Origin of the sequence: Streptomyces sp. NBC_01476 (genome assembly GCF_036227265.1) — a bacterium.
In the GTDB taxonomy this organism is placed as follows: Bacteria; Actinomycetota; Actinomycetes; order Streptomycetales; family Streptomycetaceae; genus Actinacidiphila.
In genome coordinates, this window is the sequence record NZ_CP109446.1 from 183,980 (window position 1) to 199,545 (window position 15,566).

The 15,566-nt window shown below is 70.1% G+C and carries 9 protein-coding genes; 5 read left to right on the forward strand and 4 right to left on the reverse strand.

The genetic code is table 11. The features are described 5' to 3' along the window. Positions 1 to 60: 60 nt before the first annotated feature. The 4 genes from OG552_RS00695 to OG552_RS00710 all read right to left on the reverse strand — a co-directional run bounded on the left by OG552_RS00695 (position 61) and on the right by OG552_RS00710 (position 8,508). Positions 61 to 546, reverse strand: a complete 486-nt coding sequence (locus OG552_RS00695; protein WP_329128636.1) for a GNAT family N-acetyltransferase — start codon at positions 544 to 546, stop codon at positions 61 to 63. 374 nt (positions 547 to 920) lie between these two features. Then, on the reverse strand, positions 921 to 4,238 hold the full coding sequence (locus OG552_RS00700; protein WP_329128638.1) for a glycosyl hydrolase family 95 catalytic domain-containing protein: 3,318 nt from the start codon (positions 4,236 to 4,238) through the stop codon (positions 921 to 923). Between the two features lie 241 nt (positions 4,239 to 4,479). Then, a complete protein-coding gene (locus tag OG552_RS00705; protein WP_329128640.1) occupies positions 4,480 to 6,996 on the reverse strand; it encodes a discoidin domain-containing protein in 2,517 nt (838 codons plus the stop codon). A 288-nt stretch (positions 6,997 to 7,284) separates the two neighbouring features. Further along, a complete protein-coding gene (locus OG552_RS00710; RefSeq protein ID WP_329128642.1) occupies positions 7,285 to 8,508 on the reverse strand; it encodes an ROK family transcriptional regulator in 1,224 nt (407 codons plus the stop codon). Positions 8,509 to 8,597: 89 nt separating this feature from the next. Here OG552_RS00710 and OG552_RS00715 point away from each other — a divergent pair, with 89 nt between their 5' ends. The 5 genes from OG552_RS00715 to OG552_RS00735 all read left to right on the forward strand — a co-directional run bounded on the left by OG552_RS00715 (position 8,598) and on the right by OG552_RS00735 (position 15,449). Next, a complete protein-coding gene (locus OG552_RS00715; protein WP_329128644.1) occupies positions 8,598 to 9,473 on the forward strand; it encodes a LacI family DNA-binding transcriptional regulator in 876 nt (291 codons plus the stop codon). A gap of 219 nt (positions 9,474 to 9,692) precedes the next feature. Then, positions 9,693 to 10,994, forward strand: a complete 1,302-nt coding sequence (locus tag OG552_RS00720) for an ABC transporter substrate-binding protein (RefSeq protein WP_329128646.1) — start codon at positions 9,693 to 9,695, stop codon at positions 10,992 to 10,994. A gap of 62 nt (positions 10,995 to 11,056) precedes the next feature. After that, complete coding sequence (locus OG552_RS00725; protein ID WP_329128649.1) at positions 11,057 to 12,022, forward strand: carbohydrate ABC transporter permease; 966 nt, start codon at positions 11,057 to 11,059, stop codon at positions 12,020 to 12,022. Next, complete coding sequence (locus OG552_RS00730) at positions 12,019 to 12,894, forward strand: carbohydrate ABC transporter permease (protein ID WP_329128651.1); 876 nt, start codon at positions 12,019 to 12,021, stop codon at positions 12,892 to 12,894. Before OG552_RS00725 ends, OG552_RS00730 begins: the two co-directional genes overlap by 4 nt. Further along, a complete protein-coding gene (locus tag OG552_RS00735; RefSeq protein WP_329128654.1) occupies positions 12,891 to 15,449 on the forward strand; it encodes a glycosyl hydrolase 2 galactose-binding domain-containing protein in 2,559 nt (852 codons plus the stop codon). Before OG552_RS00730 ends, OG552_RS00735 begins: the two co-directional genes overlap by 4 nt. Positions 15,450 to 15,566 lie beyond the last annotated feature (117 nt).

Below are 15,566 nucleotides of genomic sequence, written 5' to 3' on the forward strand. Positions count from 1 at the left end.
GCCTTCCTCTCCCGGGCGGGACGTGACGCTGCGGTTGGTCAAGTCCGGAGAAGAAATTGTTCAGCTTGTTCCAGTTGGTCGTGTCCTCGTGCTTGTAGAGGTCGACCGCCACCCGTACTGGGCCTGGAGCATCGCCTCCCGCGGCTTGCGCCACACCCAGACCTTCCGCTGCCGCCCGTCGGGCGGCGTCAGCTCCGTCAGCACCTCGAAACCGAGACGGCGGTGGAAGGCCGTGGACGCGAGATTCACCGGCGCGGCCACGACCGCGGCGATCACCGGGCTCTGCGACCACTGGCCCAGTACGTGGTGGTACAGCTGGGAGGCGATACCCCGGCGCGCGGCCTTCTCCGCCACACACACCTGTTTGATGACCAGGAAACTTCCCAGCCCGGTCCTGATCCGATGGTTCAGCCACTCGTCCGGGCCAAGTCTGTCGTCACTGTAGGCGAGCCCGAAACCCAGTACGTCGTCCCCTTTGACCGCGACGTAGAAGTGCTCGGCCGTGACCAGCCGTTCGCGATACGTCTCCTCCGTGTATCCCGACACGGGGAAACCGCCACGGACAGCGGTCGGGACATCCCCTTCCGCCAGGCTGCGGGACCTCGCCGGCGCCGCGACGGCCGGCACGTGTGCCTCCCGCGTGCGAAGGATCTCCACCCCCTGCCCGGGTCCCTCTCCCGTGCCCTGTCCCTGTCCCGCGTCCGGATCCGTCACCTGACCGCCTCCCCGACCAACTCCTATGCACGGAAGGTAACTTGTGAGAAGCAAGAGCACGCGTGATCCATGGACATCGGTGACAATGCCCGGCACGTTTCCCGGACCGGGGACGCGCCGGTCACCGTCGGGTCCGGCGACCACCACCGTGACGGTGAGCGGAGGTCGGACCCGACGGGGTGCCGGGGCCCCGGGAAAGCCGGAGGCTAGGCGAATACCTCCATTTCGTAGAGGGAGTAGCCCCAGGGGCCGGACTTCTGGGTGCCCTGCATGCGCACGTAGCGGGCCGGGCCGGTCACCGGGACCTTTTCCGTGCCACCGGAGCCGTTCGTCTGCGTGGAGAGGTCCCGCCATGTCGAACCGTCGGTGGACGCCTGGAGTTTGTAGCCCTTCGCATAGGACTCCTCCCACGCCAGATCGACCTCGCTGAGGGTGTAGGTGGCGCCGAGGTCCACCTGGAGCCACTCGCCGTCGCCGGGACCGGCACTCCACCGGGTCGACAGGTCACCGTCGAAGGCTTTGGCGGCGCCCTGGTCGGCAGTGGAGGCGGAGGAGGCCGTGGCGGGCTTGCCCTGGGCCAGGTTGGTCTTCGGTGCGTCGAGCGTCAGGTTCACGGTGACGGTCCGGCCCTTCTGCAGCGGCAGCACCCGGGCGATGCCGCCCAGCGGCGAACTCTGCACCGACACCCCGTCACCGGTGGCCGAGGCGATGCCGGAGCGCTGGATCAGCGTCAGGTTCTGGTCGATGCCGGAGGTCAGCGTCACCTTCACCGTGTGGGCGCCGGTGTCCCAGCTCAGGTTGTCGATGGTGAATTGGCCCTTGCCGAGCATGCCGCTGATGGAGCCCTTGTTCAGGCCCTTCGGCAGCGCGGGCAGCAGTTCCAGGGTGCCCGGCTGGGAGGCGGCCAGCATCTCCATCATCACCGTGGGAACGGAGTTGACGACGTCCGTGGCGAACGTGTTGTGGTTGTTGTAGTGGGAGGTCGCCATGCTGCTGTAGTAGTAGTCGTCCTTCGCGAACCGCAGCAGCTTGGCGCCGACGGAGTCGGCCTGGTTCAGGTCGGCGGCGATCAGGGCGCCGTGCAGCAGTCCGTGCCCGGCGTTCTCGTAGGAGCCGGCGTCCTTCTTCTGCAGGAACACCTGGGCGGCTTTGTACTGGGCGGGGTTCTTCTCCGGGGTGATCTCCCGGTAGGGCCACACCGGCATCAGCCCGCTGGAGTGCCGGTGCTGGTAGTTGTTCTTGTTCGCCAGGTCCGGCCACGCCCATTCGGCCAGCGCGCCGTCGTTGTTGATGAGGTAGGGCGGCAGATTGTCGAGTTTCTCCTGCCAGACCGGGATCTTGTCGCTGTCGCGGCCGAGCGTCCTGGCGGTCTGGATCAGCGTGGACAGCGCGAACCGGGCGCCGGAGATGTCGTACACCGAGTTGACCGCGAGCGGGACACCGCCGGGCGGGGTGTTCTCCGGCGAGATGGACCCGGCGAAGATGTACTTGCCGTTGCTGTCCTTCTTGACCAGGAAGTCCTCGTAGAAGTCCCCCATGTCCCGGATCAGCGGGTAGAACTGGTCGGCGAGGAAGGTCTGGTCGCCGGTCACCTCGTAGTACTCCCAGAAGGGGTAGAGCAGCCAGGACTCCCCGCCGGTGACGTACTGGTAGGGGTAGTCGAAGTTGATGTTGGAGATCAGGCCCTCGGTGTTGGGGGTGTTGCCGCCGGTCAGCATGCCTCTGGTACCGAGCAGCTTTCTGGCGTTGGTCCTGAAGTCGTTCTGCCACTGCTTGTTGAGGTAGAAGTAGCCGGCCATCGCCTCCGGCATGTTGCCGATGTTGCCGCTGGAGATCTGCAGATTGAGGTTGGCGTCCAGGTGGTAGTAGCCGTCCCAGCCGACGTTGCTGTCACCGGTCCAGTTGCCGAGCAGGTCGGGCGCCGCCGTCTCGTTGCTCGACCCGAGCAGGTGGTAGCGGCCGGCGTAGAACATCCGCTCGTACAGGGCGGGGATCGGCACCGACGACGACTTCTGCTCGGCGAGCAGTTCCTCGGTGGACTTGGCCCGGTCCTGCGGTGAGGCGCCGAAGTCGAGGGACACCCGGTCGAAGATCTGGCTGTGCTTGCTCACCTGGCGGTTCAGCAGCGTCTGGTAGGTGTCGTTGACCGCCGCCAGCCTGGACCGGAGGAGTTGCTTGTTCCAGTCCTGTTCTGCGGGGACACCACCGTTGTAGGTGCCGTTGTAGCGCTGGGTGAGCGACAGCAGCATCACATAGCTGGCGCCGGAGACGGAGACGTCGGTGCCGGACATCGTCCTGGCGCCGTCGGTGACGATCCGGGTGACGCCTTCGTATCCGGCGTTGTAGCTGCCGGCCGGGTACTTCGCCCGCAGATTGAGGTAGTCGGTGGTGGAGTTGTTGGTGAAGGTCAGGCCCTTGTTGAGCAGATTCATCCCCGGGTCGACGGACAGGCCGAGTCTGACGTCGAGCTTCTGCCCGGTCGGTGCGGGCAGGTACTGCACGGTCACGCCGTCGGCCCGGGAGACGAAGGAGTCGCGTTCCCACTTCCCCTTGCTGTCGCTCCAGTTCACCTTGACCACGCCCGAGGAGTAGTCGGTGGAGCGGACGTAGTCGCTGATGGGGCCACTGTCCGGCAGTTGGATGGTCATCTTGTAGCCGGGGTGTTTGCTGCCCTCTCCCCCGCCCTGGTATCCCTGGACGTCTGCGGCGAGCTGGTTGGCGTCCTGGTAGTCGTCGGTGGTGAGGAGGTCGCGGACGCGGTTGATGTCGCCGGCGCTCACGGTGTTGAACGTCCGGTGCGGGTGGGCCTCCGTCCGCGCCATGAAGAAGTCCTTGTCGTCGAAGACGACGGTGTCGTCGCGCGGATTGCCGAAGACGATGATGCCCTGCTTGCCGTTGCCGGCGAGCAGGCCGTCCTGCCAGTCGCTGTACGTCTGCGGGTAGGTGGTGGACGGCGCCACCGTGGGGGAGCCCGCCACGCCGGGTCCGCTGCCGCCGTCCGCGGTGCCGAAGACCTGGAACTCCCAGAGCGAGTAGCCGTACGTGGTGGCAGGGGTGACGCCCTGCATACGGAGGTAGTGCGCGGTCTTGTCCACGTTCACCGTCTCGGTGCCGCCGTGCCCGGTGGTGGTGGAGGAGACGTCGGTCCAGTGCGTGCTGTCGTCGGACACCTGGACCTTGTACGCCTTCGCGTAGGCGGCCTCCCAGGACAGCACGGTGGTCGTGACGTGGTACTCGCCGCCGAGACTGACCTGGATCCAGGCGTTGGGGTCGTTGCTGTGGTCGCTCGACCAGCGCGTGGAGGCGTTGCCGTCGATCGCGTTGGCCGCGGTGTACGCGCCGTCCTGGTAGGAGGCGACCGCCGTCGCTCCGGGGTTCAGCGACAGGTTCACCGGTGAGTCGGCCGGCTGCGCCGCACCGGACCCGAGTCCGGTCGACAACAGCAGGATCAGAGGGAGGGCGACGCCGAGCAGTCGTCTGATGACGGCGCCGCCGGGGCGGGTGCGGTTCATGCCCTGTTTCATGGGGGGTCCTCTGCTCGGAGTGGTCCCACGGCGGTGAGCAGGCGCCATGGAGGGGAGCCATGGAGGGACAGGTGCCGGGCCGGCCGAGACGGGTGCCGGGCCGGCCGCGGGCCGGCCCGGCGACGAAGTGGGGGTGTCCCGGGATCGCCGGTGCGGACGCCCGCACCGGCGGCCCGCCAGGCAACGTTGTCAGCGGTGGACGGGGCCGGCGGGCACCCGGCCGTTGGTCACCGGTCGGCGGTCACCCGGCCGTCACGCGCAGCGAGGAGATGGAGTCGTTGTTGCCGGTGGCGGTCAGGTCCGGGGCGTCGGAGGTGAAGGTCCACCGCGTGCCGCCGAAGCCGGCGTCCCCATAGGCGGTGACGGTGTATCCGGCGGGCACGCGCAGCGAGGAGATGCTGTCATTGGCGACACCGGCGGCCTGGAGCCGCGGCAGGTCGTAGTCGCCGGCCGCGAGAGTGGCGTGCGGGCCGCTGTAGTTGCTGTCGCCGTAAACGACAGGACCGCCCGCGGGAGCCACGGCGGGGGTGCCGTAGATCTCGAACTCGTAGAGCGAGTAACCGTATGGGGTGGCCGGTGTGACGCCCTGCATGCGCACGTATCTGCCGGTCCTGGCGACATTCACCGTATCGGTGCCGCCGTGGCCCGTGGAGGTGGAGGAGACGTCGGTCCAGTGCGTGCCGTCGTCGGACACCTGGACCTTGTACGCCGAGGCGTACGCCGCTTCCCAGGACAGCACCGCCGTGCTGATGTCGTACGTGCCGCCCAGGTCGACCTGGATCCAGGCGTTGGGGTCGTCGCCGTGGTCGCTCGACCAGCGGGAGGAGGCGTTGCCGTCGATCGCGTTGGCCGCTGTGTACGCGCCGTCCTGGTACGAGGCGGAGGCGCTCGCGGCGGGGTTGAGCGACAGGTTCACGGGGAGGTTCGCCGGCGGCTTGGGCACGGTCTGACCGGCCGGCGGCCACAGGGTGAAGGAGTTGCTGCCGCCCCGCGCGGCGGCGAACGGCCCGGCCATGATGTCGGCGGTGCCGACCGGGGCGCCGAAGAAGTCGGTGGTCACGTCGGCGGCGATGCTCTGGTTCGCCTTGGGGATGGTGCCCACCCGGGCCTGGGTGACCGGGGTGAGGCCGTGGATGCCGGAGGCGTCGAGGTCGAAGGCCAGGGACATCTGCGTACTGGTCGCCGTGTAGTGCACGTTGGAGATGCCGCCGGTGACGTTCCCCTCCTTCACCTGGGTCTTGTCCGTCGCGTTGTCGGGGAGTGCCGAGCCCTGGACCAGGTTGTTGTACCAGAAGAACTTCTCGGGAGAAGTGAGCGCGGTGGTCTCGTTCATCGTGCCCGGCTGGAAGTAGTACGCGTCGCGGCCACTGCCGTCGTTGTGGATGGCGCCGTTGTCGAGGAAGAGGTTGTTGGCGAAGACGATGCCGGTGGCGTCCAGGGTGCGGATGTCGCTGTTGCCGATGAAGACGTTGTTGTCGACCAGGATCGGGCCGAAGACGGCTTCGGCGTAGTAGCCCCAGGGGCTGTTCATCACGATGTTGCCGGTGATGCGGACGTTCTGGTTGCCCCAGTCCGTCCAGATGCCCGCGGAGTTGCCGCCCTTGGAGTTCTTGACGTAATTGCCTTTGATCAGGCCCTCGTTCATGTAGTGGACCTTGATCGGGGCGGTTTCCGCGCCGCTGAACTCGTTGCGGTAGTTGGTGTCCTCGATCATGTTGTACAGAATCTGCGAGTGCCAGGAGAAGACACCGGCGATGCCGGACTGCCCGCAGCGGGCGATGTAGTTGTTGCGGACGATGTGCGAGCCGTACGCGTCGGTGGCGTGGAAGTCGGTTCTGGTGGTGCCGGGCCGGTTGCCGGCCCATTCGTCGTTGCCGAGGCCGATGTCGATGCCGATGGTGCGGGCGTTGATCACGATGTTGTTCTCGATGATCCATTTCAGGCCGCCGTTGACGCTGATGGCGCCGGCCTGGCGCCGCGACGGGCTGCTGGGGAAGTCCGAGTAGGTGGTGGCGGCCTGCTTCACGGTGAAGCCGTTGACGGTGATGTAGCCGAGCCCCCAGGCGTCCGGGGCGAAGACCTGGCGGCGGACGTTGATCTCGGCGAGCCGGGCGTTGGGGTCGGCGCCGTTGAAGTTCGCCCAGATCGTGGTGGTGCCGCCGGACACCTGGGAGTACCAGGAGGCGGCGGCGCTCTGCACGTCGCTCAGTGCCGGCTTCTCGTAATACGCCTGCTCGTCGAGGTAGACGTCGCCCGCGGTGTAGCCGGGGAAGGTGCCGCCGTCGCCGCCCTGCGGCTGGCCGGTCGCGTAGGGGTTGTAGTCCCCGAAGTAACCGCTCGGCAGGGTGACGCTCCAGACGTTGCCGCTGGTCCGCACCCAGGAGTTGACCTCCTCGGAGCCCTTGATGGCCACCTCGCCGTCGCCGGCGTTCGTGTACGTGATGCGGTGGGCCTCGTCGGTTCCGCCGCGCGCGGGCTTGACGGTCTCCCGGTACAGGCCGGCGTGCACCTTCACCGTGTCACCTGGCTGCGCCTCCTGCGCCGCGTGGTTGATGGTCAGATAAGGGGCGGCCTGCGTGCCGGGGTTGCTGTCGCTGCCGTTCTTGGCGACATAGAGGGTGCGCGGTGCCTGGGCCGACGCGTGTGCGGTGATCGCGGGTACGGCGATCGCTGCCAGGGCGAGGCTGCCGGCGAGGGCGCACAGCGCTCTGATCCGGACGCCGAGGCGCGCGGCCCGGTGGGTCCTGCCGTGTCTCATGGGGCTCCTTCGCGGAAGCCGGCCCCCGGTCCGTTCGCCGGTCGGGCCGGCAACGACGGGGGCGGGCGCGGTGGTTCAGGGTGGGGGGTGCCGCATGTCCGCCTAGTTTCATTATTAATCTATGCAAGTACGACTCGTGATGCACCCGCAACACGACCGGCGGTTCGAGCACCGTACCGGCGGCCCGCTCGCGCATCAAGAGGTCGGACGAATAAGGCGGGTTGGGCCGTGGCCGGCTCCCGCGACGGCAAGGACCCGCCGGAAACGCTTACGCCGCCGGGGTGTTGGTCAGACCCGCGCCGCGACCTGCGGCCCGTGGCCGGGCGCGACCGACCCCTGGAGCACCAGCGCCGCGCCGCCGATCGCCGCCGAGTCGCGCGGGTTGCTCGACAGGTCGACCTGGACGGGGTGCACCTCCCGGGTGAAAGCCCGTTCCGCGAGGCGGCGCCTGACCTCGGTGACGTACAGGGACCCGGCGACGGCGAAACCCGGTCCTGCCAGTGCCATCGTGTCGAGGTCCCAGAGGTTGGCCAGCGTGACCGCGCCCTCCGCGAGCAGCGCCGCGGACTCGTCGACCAGCGCGCGTGCCTGCTCGTCGCCGTAGACCGCCGCCCGCGCCAGGACGTCGAAGGCCCGCGCGTCGGAGTCGTCGGGCCGGATGCGCAGCCGCTCGGCGAGGCCGGGCAGCGCCCGGGCACGGGCGACGACCACCCGCGGGGCGGCGTACTGCTCAAGGCAGCCGCGGTTGCCGCACGGGCACGGCTCGCCGTCGCGGACCACCGCGATGTGGCCGATCTTGCCGGCGTTCGAACTGGCGCCGCGGTGCAGGGCGCCGTCGAGGACGACGCCGGAGCCGATGCCGGAGTTCATGTAGAGGCAGCCGAAGGTGCGCTCGCGCGAGACCTGCCGCCCCCAGAACTCACCGACCGCCGCCGCGGAGGCGTCGCTGTCGACCAGCACCGGAACGTTCAGCCGGTCGCTCAGCGCGGGGGCGAGGTCGAGGCTTGCCTCCTGCTGGCCCGGTCGCGCGAGGAATCCGCCGTGGGCGACGTCGACCGGGCCGGGTCCGACGACGGCCATCCCGGCCACGCTCTGCGGGGGCAGGCCGAGGCCGGCGGTGACGTCCTGGTACAGCGCGGCGAGCCGGTCGACGAGGTCCGCGGGCCGGCCGCCGTCGGGCACCGCCACAAGTTCGCGGCCGACGGTGCCGCCGCGGGTGTCGGTCACCACGCAGGTCAGCGCGTCCGCGCCCATGTGGATGCCGACGCCGTACGCGGCACGGGAGTTGATGATGAGCATGGCGCGGGGCTTGCCGCGGGTCGCGACGGTGTCGCCGGTCTCGCGGACGACGCCGTCGTCGATCAGGCGGCGGACGATGTTGGAGATCGTCGGCTGGGTCAGCCCTGTGACATTGACGAGTTCCACCCGGCTGATGGGTCCGGAGGAACGGATGAGGTCCACGATGAGCGCACGGCTGCCCGGTCCGGCAGCCGCAGACTCCCGTCGGGCCACGCTCGACCACCTCTCGTCTCGCCGTACGCTGTCGCACGACTACGGTACGGGGACGAGGTTAGACGAGGTTGATCGACCGGGAGGACACCATGGCCGCGGCACCGACCGGCCGATCGCCACGCCCGCGGCAGGGCACTCCGGTCGGCCTCGCCCTGGTCCGGGACGCCGAGGTGCTCGGCACCGAGCCGTTCTTCCACGAGTTCATCGCGGGCATGGAACGCGTGCTCGTACCGCTCGGCGTGCCGGTGCTCCTCCAGGTGGTCGCCACGGTGTCCCAGGCGAGTGAACGCATGCGGGCCTGGGCGCGCTACGGCCAGGTGCAGGGGGTACTGCTCATCGACCTCCTGCCCGGCGACGAACGGGTGGCGCTCGTCCAGCAGTTGGGACTGCCGTGCGTCGTCATCGGCGACCCGGTCACCGCGGGCGGACTGCCGGCGGTGTGGACACAGGACGACGTCGCCATGGCCGACGTCGTCGCCGGCCTGGTCACGGCGGGGCACACGCACCTCGGCCACGTCGGAGGCCCGGCGCAGATGGCGCACACCATCATCCGGCGCCGGACGTTCGAGGCCGTCGCCGCCGAACACGGCGTCCGCACCACGACGTTCGACGGCGACTACTCCGAGGCCGCGGGGGTACGCGCTATCGCCGCCCTGGCGCTGATGGCGGACCGGCCCACCGCGCTGGTCTTCGACAATGACGTCATGGCGCTCGGCGCCCTGCACGAAGCGCACCGCCGGGGCCTCGGCGTCCCGGCCGCCCTGTCCCTCGTCGCCTGGGACGACTCCGCGCTCTGCCAGCTGGCGGTGCCGCCGCTCGGCGCGGTCAGCCACGACGTCCAGGAGCTGGGCGAACTGGCCGGGAACGCGCTGGTGGAGGCGCTGACCGCGGACGCGCCGGCCGCCGGAGGGCGGGTCGTGAAGGCCGCACCGGCCCGGCTGGTCGCCCGCGGCACACTTTCATAGATTACTAATCTTAGTTATTGACTTCGGTGGTGGCGTCGTAGACGCTGTCTGGCGAGCACCCGCCCAGCAGGCCGGTGCGCTCCCGGTAGCCGCCTGGGAGACCCGTCCCACGGCGCGTTCCAGCCCGTCGTTCCGCACCGCTCCAGGCCGTTCCAGGCCGTGCACCAAGGCCGACGCGCTGTCCCCTGCCCTGCCCCGCACTCGGAGTTAAGGATGCCAATGGACCACCGCACCAGGCCACGGGCCGTGCGCGCCGTGGCCGCGTTCGCCGTCAGCGCCCTCGCCTTCAGCCTCGCCGCCTGCGGATCCGGCGGCCAGTCGGGCAGCAGCGACTCCATCGACGTCGTGACCCGCTGGTCTGCGGGCAACTCGGCAGCCGCGGCCCAGAGCCGCGTCTTCGCGTCGTTCACCGCGGAGACCGGCGTCAAGGTCAACGCCACCGACGGCCTGGAGACCATCGACGACCAGGTGGAGAACGCCGTGGCGGCGGGCAAGTCCCCCGACCTGGTGATCGTCAACCTCTATGACAAGACGCTGGGTTGGCTGGACGCGGGCGTCACCGTCCCCGCCGACCAGTACGTCAAGGAGTGGGGCCTCGCGGACAGGATCAAGCCCGCCGCGCTCGACGAGTGGCGGACCGGCAGCGCCCCCGGCGGCAAGCTCCAGGGCCTGCCGTTCTCCGGGTTCAGCTGGCCGGTCTGGTACAACACCGACCTGCTGAAGAAGGCCGGCGTGGACGCCGTCCCGACCACCACGGACCAGCTCATCACCGCCGCCGGCAAACTGCGTGCCGCGGGCATCCAGCCGCTCACCGTCGGCGGCAACGACTGGACCGGCCAGAAGCTCTTCTACCAGATCGCGCAGTCCTACACCGACGCCGCGACCATGGAGAAGGTGATGAAGAACGGCGGCTACTGCGCCACGCCGTCCGTCCTCAACGGCATCAGGCTCTTCACCAAGCTGCGCGACGCCGGTGTCTTCGCCGACAACGCCGCCGGTCTCGTCGCCGACAGCATGTACGCGTCCTACTACTCAGGCAAGGCGGCGATGATGTCCGCCGGCTCGTGGGCGTACACCGAGGCCGCCGCGTCGGGCACCGGCATACAGCAGCACACGACCCTCGCCGGGCTGCCACTGCCGGCCGGCTCGGCCTTCGGCAAACCCACCGCGCTCCAGGGCTTCACCGGAGTCGGCTTCATGATCACCAAGCGGGGCGCTCAGCCCGACCGGATCGACAAGGTGCGCAAGCTGGTGACGAAGTTCTACGCCGACGCCACCGTCGGGGACTTCGTCAAGGACGCGAGCATCCTTCCCCCCACCACCGGCGACTTCACCTCCTACGCGAAGGATCCGCTGCTGGGCCAGTCGCTCGCCCTGGACGGCAAGGTCGACAACGCCGTGGTGCCCGACGTCTGGATCGGCTCCGCCTCCGACCGGATCATCCAGGTCCTGACCTCGGCGTACGGCAAGTCGTCGGCGCAGAAGATCTGCGCCGGCCTGGACAGCGCCACCAAGGGCTGAGACCCGACCGCCGAGTGGGGGCCGCCGCCGGGCGACGGCCCCCACCCCCGCAGAAGGAACGCATGATGTCAACGACCAGCACCCTGGCGGCCGTTCGCACCCCGCAGCCGGCCGCCGCCCCCGCCCGGCGGCGCGGGCGCCGCCGCCGCGGCGGCCTCGACTCACCCCATCTGCTCTGGCTGACGGTCCCGTCCCTGGTGTGGTTCGCCGTCTTCTCGGTGGGTCCGCTCATCGCGATGTTCGTCATCGCGACCCTCCGGTGGAAGGGGCTGCTGTACGACCCGAGGTACGTCGGCACGGAGAACATCCGGCATGTCTTCGCCGATCCGGTGTTCCGCGACGCCGTGCGCAACAGCCTGGTGCAGGTGGTCGTCGTGATCCCGGTGATGATCCCGCTGGCGTTCATGCTCGGCTACCACCTGAGCACCAGGCCCCGCGGTTACCGCGTGCTGTCGGTGCTCTACTTCTCCCCCGGCCTCATCTCCATATCCATCACCGGAATGATCTTCTACGGGATGCTGTCGCCCGACGGCGGCGCCAACGGCCTGCTGCACCTGGCCGGCCTCGACTCGCTGATCACCCCGTGGCTGGCCGACCCGGGTACCGCGCTGCCGAGCCTGATGGCCATCGACCTGTGGCGCGGCATCGGCTGGACCGCGGTGCTCTTCTCGGCCCGCCTGGCCAGTCTGCCGGCCGAGGTGATCGAGGCGGCCCGGATCGACGGCGCCGGGCGCCTGCGCATCATGTGGCAGATCGCCTTCCCGATGGTCAGGAGTTACGTCCGCACCCTCACCATGCTCCAGTTCCTGTGGACGCTGTTCACCTCGGCCGCCCTGATCCTGCTGCTCACCAAGGGCGGACCCGGCACCTCCTCCACGACGCTGTCGTACCTGGTCTACGAGAAGGCGTTCTCGCAGAGCGACCTCGGCTACAGCCAGGTGGTCGGCGTGGTGCTGCTCCTGCTCGGCGTCGCCGGAATGCTGCTGATCCACTTCCTGCTGCGCAGCCCCCTGGAGAAGACCCGATGACCGCCCCGCACCCCACCCGACTGCGCCGCCTCCCACCCGTACGCCGCCGCCGGCGCCGCGCCGGCGGACCGGTCGCCACCGGTCTGTCGTGGCTGTACGCCCTGCTGCTCGCGGCGCCGCTGTACTACCTGGCGGTCAGCGCGTTCAAGACCAACATCGAGATCTTCACCCGGCCGTTCGCGCTGCCCGAGCACTGGCTGTGGAAGAACTTCCGCACCGCCTGGCAGACCGCCGACCTGGGCCGGGCACTGCTCAACTCCGTGCTCATCTCCGCCGTCGCCATCGTGCTGACCCTGGGCCTCGCGCTGCCGGCCGCCTTCGCGCTGGCGCGCCAGGACAACCGGCTCGCCCGGGCGGTCACCGGTACGTTCTCCGCCGGTTTCCTCATACCGCCGTTCGCGGCACTGATCCCCACGGTCGTCCTGGCGATCAAGATGGACCTCTTCTACACGCGCGAGTTCCAGATGCTCTTCCTGCCGGCCGGCGCGCTGCCGCTGTCGGTGCTCCTGCTCACCCAGTTCATGCGCACGGTGCCGCCGGAGCTGGTGGAGTCGGCCGCTCTCGACGGCGCCGGCAACTTGCGCCTGCTCGCAAGCGTGTTCATCCCCATCGCCATGCCCGGCGTCATCAGCGTGGCGATCCTCCAACTGCTCACCTTCTGGAACGAGTACCTGTTCTCGCTCACCATCACCGGCACCGCACCGGACATCCGCACGGCGCAGGTCGCCCTCCCCACGCTGATCTCCGACGCGACCGACTTCGGAGTGCTCACCGCCGGCACCGTGCTGAGCCTGCTGCCGGTGTACGTCGCCTACTCACTCGCCAGCCGCCGTATGCAGGAAGCTCTCACCGCAGGGGCAGTCAAAGGATGACACTCACCACGCAGACCACCACCCGCACCGCCGCCCGGCTCGACCTCGGCGGGGAATGGGAACTCAGCTGGGCGGGCGGCCCGCCGGAGGTGCCCGGGGCCGTACGCACCGCGACCGTCCCCGCGACCGTGCCCGGCGAAGTGCACACGGCTCTGCTCGCCGCGGGCCTGCTCGCCGATCCCGACGTCGGCCTCGGCGAGCGGGCACAGTCCTGGGTCGGCCACTCGCAGTGGGTCTACCGCCGCCACGTCAGGTGGTCACCGAAGCCGGGCACCCGGACCGATCTTGTCGCCGACGGCCTCGACACCGTCGCCGAGGTCCACGTCAACGGGCGCCGCGTCGGAACCGCACACGACCAGCACCTGGCATACCGGTGGCGGGTGGACGACGCCCTGCGGCCGGGTGACAACGTCATCGAGGTGCGCTTCGCCTCGGCCTGGGAGGCCGCCCGCGCCCACGAACGCGCGCACGGCCCGCTGCCCAGCCCGTACGACGAGCCCTACCCGCACATCCGCAAGGCCGCGGCGAACTTCGGCTGGGACTGGGGGCCGCACTACGTCACGGCGGGCATCTGGCGCGGCATCCGGCTGGAGTCCTACCTCGGCCGGATCGAGCACGTCCGGCCGCTGGTCCGCCTCGCCGACGACCACAGCGCCGCCCGGATCACCGTCCACGTACCCGTCGACGCCCCGGCAGGCGCCGAGATCCGGCTGGAGCTGACCGACCCGGACGGCCGGTCCGCCGGGTCGGCGGCCGGCCCGGTCACCGGCGACGAGGCGGTGACCGAGCTGACCGTCGCCGACCCCGCCCTGTGGTGGCCGACCGGTCTGGGCGCACAGCCCCGCTACGGGCTGCGGGTGGAACTCGTCCACGCGGGCGTCGTCCTCGACGCAGCGGCCGTCCGCCTCGGCCTGCGCAGCACGGCCCTCGACGAGTCCCCGGACGCGCTGGGCACCCGCTGGGCCCTCGTCGTCAACGGGCGGACGGTACGGGTACGCGGCTACAACTGGATACCCGACGACACCTTCGCCGGCCGCGTGACACCCGAACGCGTCGCCGGACGCATCGACCAGGCCGTCGCCGGGAACGCCAACCTGCTGCGGGTCTGGGGCGGCGGCCACTTCGCCACCGAGGAGTTCCTTGACGCCTGCGACGAGCGCGGCGTCCTGGTCTGGCACGACTTCCTCTTCGCCTGCGCCGCCTACAGCGAGGACGACGAGACGGCCGCACTCGTCACCAGGGAAGCCGAGCAGGCCGTCGCCCGGATGGCGTCCCACCCGAGCCTCGTCCTGTGGTGCGGCGGGAACGAAACGGTCCTCGGCCGCCACCACTGGGGATGGGCCGACCAGCTCGGCACGCGCGGCTGGGGCGCGGCCTACTACCTGGACGTGCTGCCCGGCGTTCTCGCCCGCCTCGACCCCACCCGCCCCTACCTGCCGAACTCGCCGTGGTCCGGCACCCTCGACCGCGACCCGGTGGCCGACTCCCACGGCCCGAGCCACCTGTGGACGCCCTGGAACGACGCCGACTACGCGCACTACCGCGACCACGACCCGGCGTTCGTCGCGGAGATGGGCTGGTGCGGCCCCGCCGCCTGGACCACCCTCGAACGCGTCCTCGACGGTGAGGAACCCGGCCCCGGCTCGGCTCTCACCCGCCACCACCTCCGCGCGATCGACGGCATGCACAAGCTCACCCGCGGCCTCCAGCCGCACGTGCCCACACCCGGGGACGGCGCCGACTGGCACTTCGCGACCCAGGTGGTCCAGGCCAGGGCGGTCTCGGCGGGCACCGAGTGGCTGCGGTCCCGGGAGCGCTGCGCCGGGGTCGTCGTCTGGCAGCTCAACGACTGCTGGCCCGCCATCAGCTGGTCGGCCGTCGACAGCTCCGGCATCGAGAAACCCCTCTGGTACGCCCTGCGCCGGGCGTTCGCCCCGCGACTGGCCACCCTCCAGCCGGTCCAGCCGGGACCCACCCACGACCCCACCGGTGACCAGGGCCTCGTCCTGGCACTCGTCAACGACTCCGCCACCGACTGGCACCCCGACGTCCGCATCCGGCGGGTCGGTCTCGACGGCCGGGAACACGCGGGGACCCGGCTCCGGCCGAGGTGCCGGGCCGGCGGCCTGGAGAAGTTCGCCCTCGACCCCGCGGTCGCTCTGCCCGCCGACCCGCACGCCGAACTGCTGGTCGCCGACATCGACGGGGTCAGGACCACTTGGACGTACCGTCCCGACCGTGAACTGACCCCCGCACGGCCCGAACGCCAGGTCGCCCTCACCATGGCCGACGGAGAACTGCGGGTGACGGTCACCGCCGTGACGGTGCTGCGCGACCTGTGCGTCTTCGCCGACCGGCTCGCCGCCCCGCTCGGTGTCGCCCCAAGCGAACTGACCGTGGACGCGGCCCTCGTCACGCTCCTTCCGGGTGAGTCCCACACCTTCCGTATCACCCGGCGCGACGGCCACCCGCTCCCGGCGGGCGCGCCCACTGCCCTGTCCGGCACCGGGCTGCTCGACCTGGCGGTCCGGTCGATCGAGGACATCACCGGCTGACGGGTTCCGCGGGCGGGTTTCTCGGGCGGGTTTCTCGGGGCGCGGTTCACCGGGTGCGGTGCGCCGGGTGGGGAGGGACGATGGCGCTGAGGCGGGGCGATGCCGGGAGGTGGCGTG